6 protein-coding genes are annotated in these 5677 nt (G+C 63.5%); 5 read left to right on the top strand and 1 reads right to left on the bottom strand.

Going from position 1 to position 5677, the window contains the following annotated elements:
* Window positions 1-104: 104 nt before the first annotated feature.
* The 3 genes from KFO72_RS41080 (at window position 105) to KFO72_RS41070 (ending at window position 3465) form a co-directional block, all read left to right on the top strand.
* The gene (locus KFO72_RS41080) at window positions 105-1310 is read left to right on the top strand and encodes a XylR family transcriptional regulator (RefSeq protein ID WP_082845382.1); all 1206 of its coding nucleotides are present in this window, start codon (window positions 105-107) and stop codon (window positions 1308-1310) included.
* Window positions 1311-1341: 31 nt separating this feature from the next.
* Window positions 1342-2433, top strand: coding sequence for an aldose epimerase family protein (locus KFO72_RS41075; RefSeq protein ID WP_062915709.1), 1092 nt, complete (start codon window positions 1342-1344; stop codon window positions 2431-2433).
* 327 nt (window positions 2434-2760) lie between these two features.
* Complete coding sequence (locus tag KFO72_RS41070; RefSeq protein ID WP_225034496.1) at window positions 2761-3465, top strand: PepSY-associated TM helix domain-containing protein; 705 nt, start codon at window positions 2761-2763, stop codon at window positions 3463-3465.
* A gap of 98 nt (window positions 3466-3563) precedes the next feature.
* Here KFO72_RS41070 and KFO72_RS41065 read toward each other — a convergent pair whose 3' ends face one another.
* Window positions 3564-4337, bottom strand: a complete 774-nt coding sequence (locus KFO72_RS41065; protein ID WP_054928799.1) for an SDR family oxidoreductase — start codon at window positions 4335-4337, stop codon at window positions 3564-3566.
* A gap of 151 nt (window positions 4338-4488) precedes the next feature.
* On the opposite strand from KFO72_RS41065, the gene KFO72_RS41060 reads away from it, so the two are divergent.
* Complete coding sequence (locus tag KFO72_RS41060; protein WP_054928800.1) at window positions 4489-5079, top strand: TetR/AcrR family transcriptional regulator; 591 nt, start codon at window positions 4489-4491, stop codon at window positions 5077-5079.
* Window positions 5080-5247: 168 nt separating this feature from the next.
* On the top strand, window positions 5248-5559 hold the full coding sequence (locus KFO72_RS41055; protein WP_060599793.1) for a hypothetical protein: 312 nt from the start codon (window positions 5248-5250) through the stop codon (window positions 5557-5559).
* Window positions 5560-5677: the final 118 nt, after the last annotated feature.

Here is a 5677-nt window from a genome sequence, read left to right as displayed (position 1 = left end):
CCCCGCACAGGGGCGACGCCTGAAGCACGCTAACGTAACGCGGATGCCAGCGAAAGCAAAACCAAATCGCGGACGCCCGCAATCCTTCACCGCACGGAGAGCAAATGCCCCCCACAACACATCGAATCGCATTACTCTTCAATGCAAACAAAGTCTACGACCGCGAGATCATCACAGGCATCGGCAACTACCTGCTTTCAACCCGCGTCGCCTGGGACCTCTTCCTCGAGGAAGACTTCCGCGCGCGCCTGAACGGCATAGAACGCTTCGAAGGCGACGGCTTCATCGCCGATTTCGATGACCCCGCCGTCTGCGAAGCGCTCGCCGATTCCCCCTTGCCTGTGGTCGCCGTAGGCGGCTCATACGAAGACGCATCGAAGTACCCGCCGAATCTCCCCTACATAGCGACCGACAACATGCAACTCATGTCGCTAGCGTACAAACATCTGATCGGCGCCGGACTGCAGCGCTTCGCCCTCTACAGCCTGCCTGAATCCCCAACCAACCGCTGGGCGCAAGAACGCGAACTCGCCTTCAACACGCTGCTGAAAGCAGATGGCATGGAAGGCGACGTGCATCGCGGCCTGCCGACCAGCGCCCCCGTCTGGCACCAGGCCAGCGAGCAACTCACGCAATGGCTGCAAAGCCTGCCCAAGCCCGTCGGCATCATCGCGGTAACAGACGCCCGCGCGCGCCAGGTACTACAGGCGTGCCTGATCAGCGGCATCGCCGTGCCCGAACAGGTCGCGATCATCGGCATCGACAACGATCCGCTCACGCGCTCGCTCACCCGCATTCCGCTTTCATCCGTGATTCAGGGCACCGAGGAAATGGGGCGCACAGCCGCACACCTTCTGCATCAGATGCTAGGCGGCGCACGCTTCGCAGGCCGTCGCATCCTCGTGCCCCCCGTCGGCATCAACGTATGCGAATCGACCAGGCACGAGCCGCTCGCAAGTCCCTACGTAATGCGGGCGCGTCACTACATCCGGCAATACGCCTGCCAGGGCATCAAGACAGAACAGGTCGCCGATTACGTGGGCGTGTCGCGTTCGTCGCTAGAAGATTATTTCCGGCGCGAACTCGGCTGCACCGTGCATCAGGAAATCCTCAAGCACAAGCTCGATGTCGCCAAGCAACTGCTCGCGCAGCAGGACATGTCGAGCGCGGAAGTCGCGATACGCTGCGGCTTTACGTCGTTGCAGTACATGTATGCCGTGTTCCGGCGCGAACTCGACTGCACACCGCGCGAGTATCAGGAACGCATGCAAGCCGCCGCGCAATCGACTCACAATGCGCCATCCGCATAAATGCCTTAATCTGGTTCGATCCGCGACCGATATGAATTTCGCCGACATGCACAGCACCGACACCTCTCTCTCATCCAGCGTCCAGGTCGATCGCTGGGGCACGTTGCCCGGTCTCGGCGACATTCGTCTGTTCACGCTGCGCAACGCGCACGGCATGCGCGCCACCGTCAGCGATCTCGGCGCGACACTCGTCTCGTGGCATGCGCCCGACCGCGCGGGCCGCGTCGCCGATGTCCTGCTTGGCCACAGCACGCCCGCGGAGTATCTGGCGAGCCGCTGGTTCTTCGGCTCGACCATCGGCCGCTGGGCGAACCGTATTGCGCAAGCGCGCTTCACGCTGGACGGCGTCGTCTATCAGCTCGACCGCAACGACGGCAACAACCTGCTGCACGGCGGTATCAACGGATTTCACAAGGCGCTGTGGCAGGCGCGCGAAGTGGACGGCGCACTGCTGCTGTCGCACGAATCGCCCGAAGGCGACGCAGGTTTTCCCGGCGCGGTCGCGGCAACCGTGCGCTATGCGCTCGACGACGACGGCGCGCTGACGATCGACTACGACGCCACCGCCGATGCGCCCACGCCCATCAGCCTCACCAATCACGCGTACTTCAATCTGTCGGGCGACGCGCTCGCCGATGCGCCCGATATTCGCGGCCATGTGATCGCGATCGACGCCGACGCATTTTTCGCCGTCGACGACGCGATGATCCCCATCGAACGAAAAGATGTGGCAGGCAGCGTGTTCGACTTTCGCGCGGGCGCACCGATTGGCGCGCGCCTCGACTGGCCGGATGCGCAACTCGCGCGCGCAGGCGGCTTCGATCATTGCTACGTGCTGCGCGACGGCAGCGCTGCGCTACGCACGGCAGCGACGCTCTACGATCCCGGCAGCGGGCGCCAGCTGACCGTCTCGACCGACGCGAAGGGCATGCAGTTCTATACGGGCAACTTTCTCGCGGACGTCGCGGGACGCAACGGCAAGACGTACGGCAAGCACGCGGCACTGTGCCTCGAAACAGGCGCGTTTCCGAATCAGATCAACATGCCGGACGCCGAACAGGTCGTGCTGCGGCCCGGCGAACGTTATCGCCATACCACCGTCTACCGGCTCGGCGTGCGTTGAGCACGCCCAGCGGTATAGCTTCCATATTCCTTACGTAATCTGTCGAAACATTGCCGCTGTTGTAATTCGCCCCCGATGATTGCGGCATTCATTACCCCGTGAAATCATAGGCAGCCTTTTCTGATCTCAAAGCCAGCCCACTGCGGCGCTCCGTCCAGGGGCAAAGCGGCCAGCCAGCCAACGCCATCGCATCCCCCCGCCGATGGTCATTCCGTCACGAAGCATCACGCGCGTCGCCAGCATCGACGGCCCGACGCGTGCGTGAGCCATTTCGACGACGGTTGCGGTCAGCTGCAACCCTACGCTGTCTTGCCCCTGGAGCGACCTGTGAACACACCCGAAACCGTTGCAATCGATTCCGCCGCGCGCGTCAATGGACGAGGCAAAAGCGCCGGCAATGGCGCGCCGCCCGCCGGATCGCGCCGCATCACGTTCATCCGCTGGCTGCGCAAGGTGCACAGCTGGGTCGGCCTGTGGGGCGCGGCGCTCGGTCTGCTGATGGGTACGAGCGGCTTTTTGCTGAACCATCGCGGCGGTCCGCTGCGCGTATCGACGGGCGAACCGCAGGTCGAGTCGCTGCAGGTGAAGCTGCCGCAGCCCGCACCCGAATCGCCGCGCGATCTCGCCAGGTGGCTCAAGCAGGAGCTGAAAGTGCAAGGCAAGCCGGGCCGCATGCAGAAAGAACCGTCGCATCCCGTCGCGTGGGGCGATCGCAAGGCTGTTCAGCCGGAACACTGGCAGGTGAGCTTTGCGTCGCCTGGCGAAAATACGCAGGCAGAGTACTGGGTCGGCAATGACTATGTGAGCGTCAAGCGCAGCGCCAACACGTTCCTCGCAGCGCTGACGAACCTGCACAAAGGCGTTGGGCTGAGCGTCGGCTGGGTGCTGGTGATCGACACGTTCGCGGGCGGCGTGATCTTGCTGTCGCTCACGGGCGTGCTGCTGTGGACGCAGTTGAACAAACGTCGCACGATCGGTGCGGTGCTGGTGCTCGGGTCGATCGTCGCGGCTATCGTGGCCGGGATGTTCTGACGCGCCGCGTTCGTCCAATACGACAAAGGGCGATGCACCGCTGTGCATCGCCCTTTTTCTTTGCGGCTTTTAAAGCCGCAACATCTTTAGCGGCGGAATTAGCGGCGGAAAGCCGGTGCACCCATCGGCGCACCCGTATTGCCGCCGTCGACGACGATCTCGGCCGCTGTCATCCCCGACGCCGCATCCGATGCGAGGAACACAGCCGCCTGCGCCACTTCTTCGGCCAGCGCGAAACGGCCCATCGGGATCATCGGGGAGAGCGCCGTTTCCGTCGCGTCGAGCGTTGCGCCTTCACGGTCGCCGCGCGTCCAGATCGACGTGCGCGTGCCGCCCGGAATGACCGTATTCACGCGGATACCGCGCGTGACGAGTTCGGAAGCGAGCACGCGCGCCATGCCGGAGATCGCCGCCTTCGATGCCGAATACGCCGACGATCCCGGCGCGCCCAGCTGACGCATCACGGAGCCGTTCAGCACGATCGAACCGCCCTCGCCCATCAGCGGCACGGCTGCCTGCACGGTGAGGAACACGGCCGTCACGTTGGTGCGCATGATCGCTTCGAACTTCTGAGCCGTGGTGCTGCCGACAGGCGTCGCGCCGCTCACGCCCGCGTTCGCGAACACGATATCGAGCTTGCCGAACTTGTCGGCGATCACTTTCATCACGTCGTCGATGACCGCGGGATCGTCGAGGTCGGCGCGGATCGGGAGCGCGTTCGGGCCCAGCTCGGCCGCCGCTTCGTCGAGCTTCTTCTGGTCGCGGCCCGTGATCGCCACGCGTGCGCCTTGGGCGATCAGGATGCGCGCCGCCGCGAATCCAATGCCGCCGTTGCCGCCCGTGATGAGTGCCGTTTTGTTTGCGAATGACATCTGCGTTTCTCCATGGAGTGAGGTTGGGGACGGACATCCGCCCGCAGCTGCTTTATAATTGCAACTGCAATCTTAAATTAATGATAGTGATCGCAATCAATAAGTGTCAAGCGGTTTTTCTCACCGGTTTGTTGCGGAAGGTGGATCAGCGATGAAAGTCAGCAAGGAAAAGGCGGCGCAAAACCGCGCGGCCCTTGTCGAAACGGCGGCGCGCCTGTTCCGGGAGCACGGCATCGACGGCGTCGGTGTCGCCGAGATTGGCAAGGCGGCGGGGCTTACGCACGGCGCGCTCTACGCGCACTTCCCGTCGAAGGAAGCGCTCGCGGCGGAAGCGCTTGCGCACGGTCTGCAACTCGGCCACGAGCGCATGACCCGAACGTCCGATGGCCGCGCGCCGAGCCTGAGCGAACTGCTCGATAGTTATTTGTCGGAAGAAAAGCGTGACGACATTGCGAACGGCTGCGCGATGGCGGCGGCGGCGAGCGAGATCGGCCGACAGGACGAGACCATCAGCGCGCGCTACAGCGAGGGCTTTGAACTGATGGCGGCGGTGTTCGAAAAGCACCTGCGCGCGCGCAAGGTGAAGGGCGACCTGCGCGAGAAGGCGATTGCGATTTCATCGACGCTGATTGGCGCGATCGCGGCGTCGCGCGCGGTGTTGAAGGCGCAGCCGGGGCTCGCGAACGACATTCTGCGCGCGGCGCGGCGCGCGGTTGGCGACATGGCGGGGGAGAAAGCCTGAGCCGCGGGCGAAGAACTGCTACAAAAGCGCGACGCGAGCGGCTTTCCATGCGCGTCACGCCTTGAACTCGCGAGTGCGATGTCCAATAGTTAAAAGGGAATAAAGAGGACCGCGTGGTAGTTCGTCAAGTCATGACGGACGCGCCATTCTTCGAGTAAGGAGTGCATCGTGCGCAAGATCACTGTTTCGCTTCGGTTGACTACCGCTCTCGCGCTGTCTGTCGGCGCAGCGTTATCGAATGCGCAGGGGCTTTCCACTTACGACGACGTGAACGCGCCCGTCAACAGCACGCGCCTGATGCCCAACGCGCCGCGCGGCAGCGAATATCCGACGCACGGCAACCAGCAGGCGGGCGAAATGAATCTGAACCCCACCGATCCGCGCGCGCAACTCGTTACGGGCGCGCCTAATAACGCCCAGTCGGGCGGCTATGGGTCGCCGCTTGCGGGGGTTCGTAACGCTGTTACGGTGGGGCAATAGTGGTTTGATTGGGCTTTGCGCTGGGATCCGCGATTTGCGTTTTCGCGGGCATCCGTGATTTGACTTTGCTTTCGCTGGCATCCGCGATTCGTTAGCTCGCTTCAAGCGTCGCCCCTGT

Source organism: Paraburkholderia sp. XV (genome assembly GCF_020177535.1).
GTDB classification, from domain to species: Bacteria; Pseudomonadota; Gammaproteobacteria; order Burkholderiales; family Burkholderiaceae; genus Paraburkholderia; species Paraburkholderia caribensis.
The sequence above is the reverse complement of the archived record's forward strand: the minus strand, read 5'-3'. Positions and strand labels throughout refer to the sequence as shown.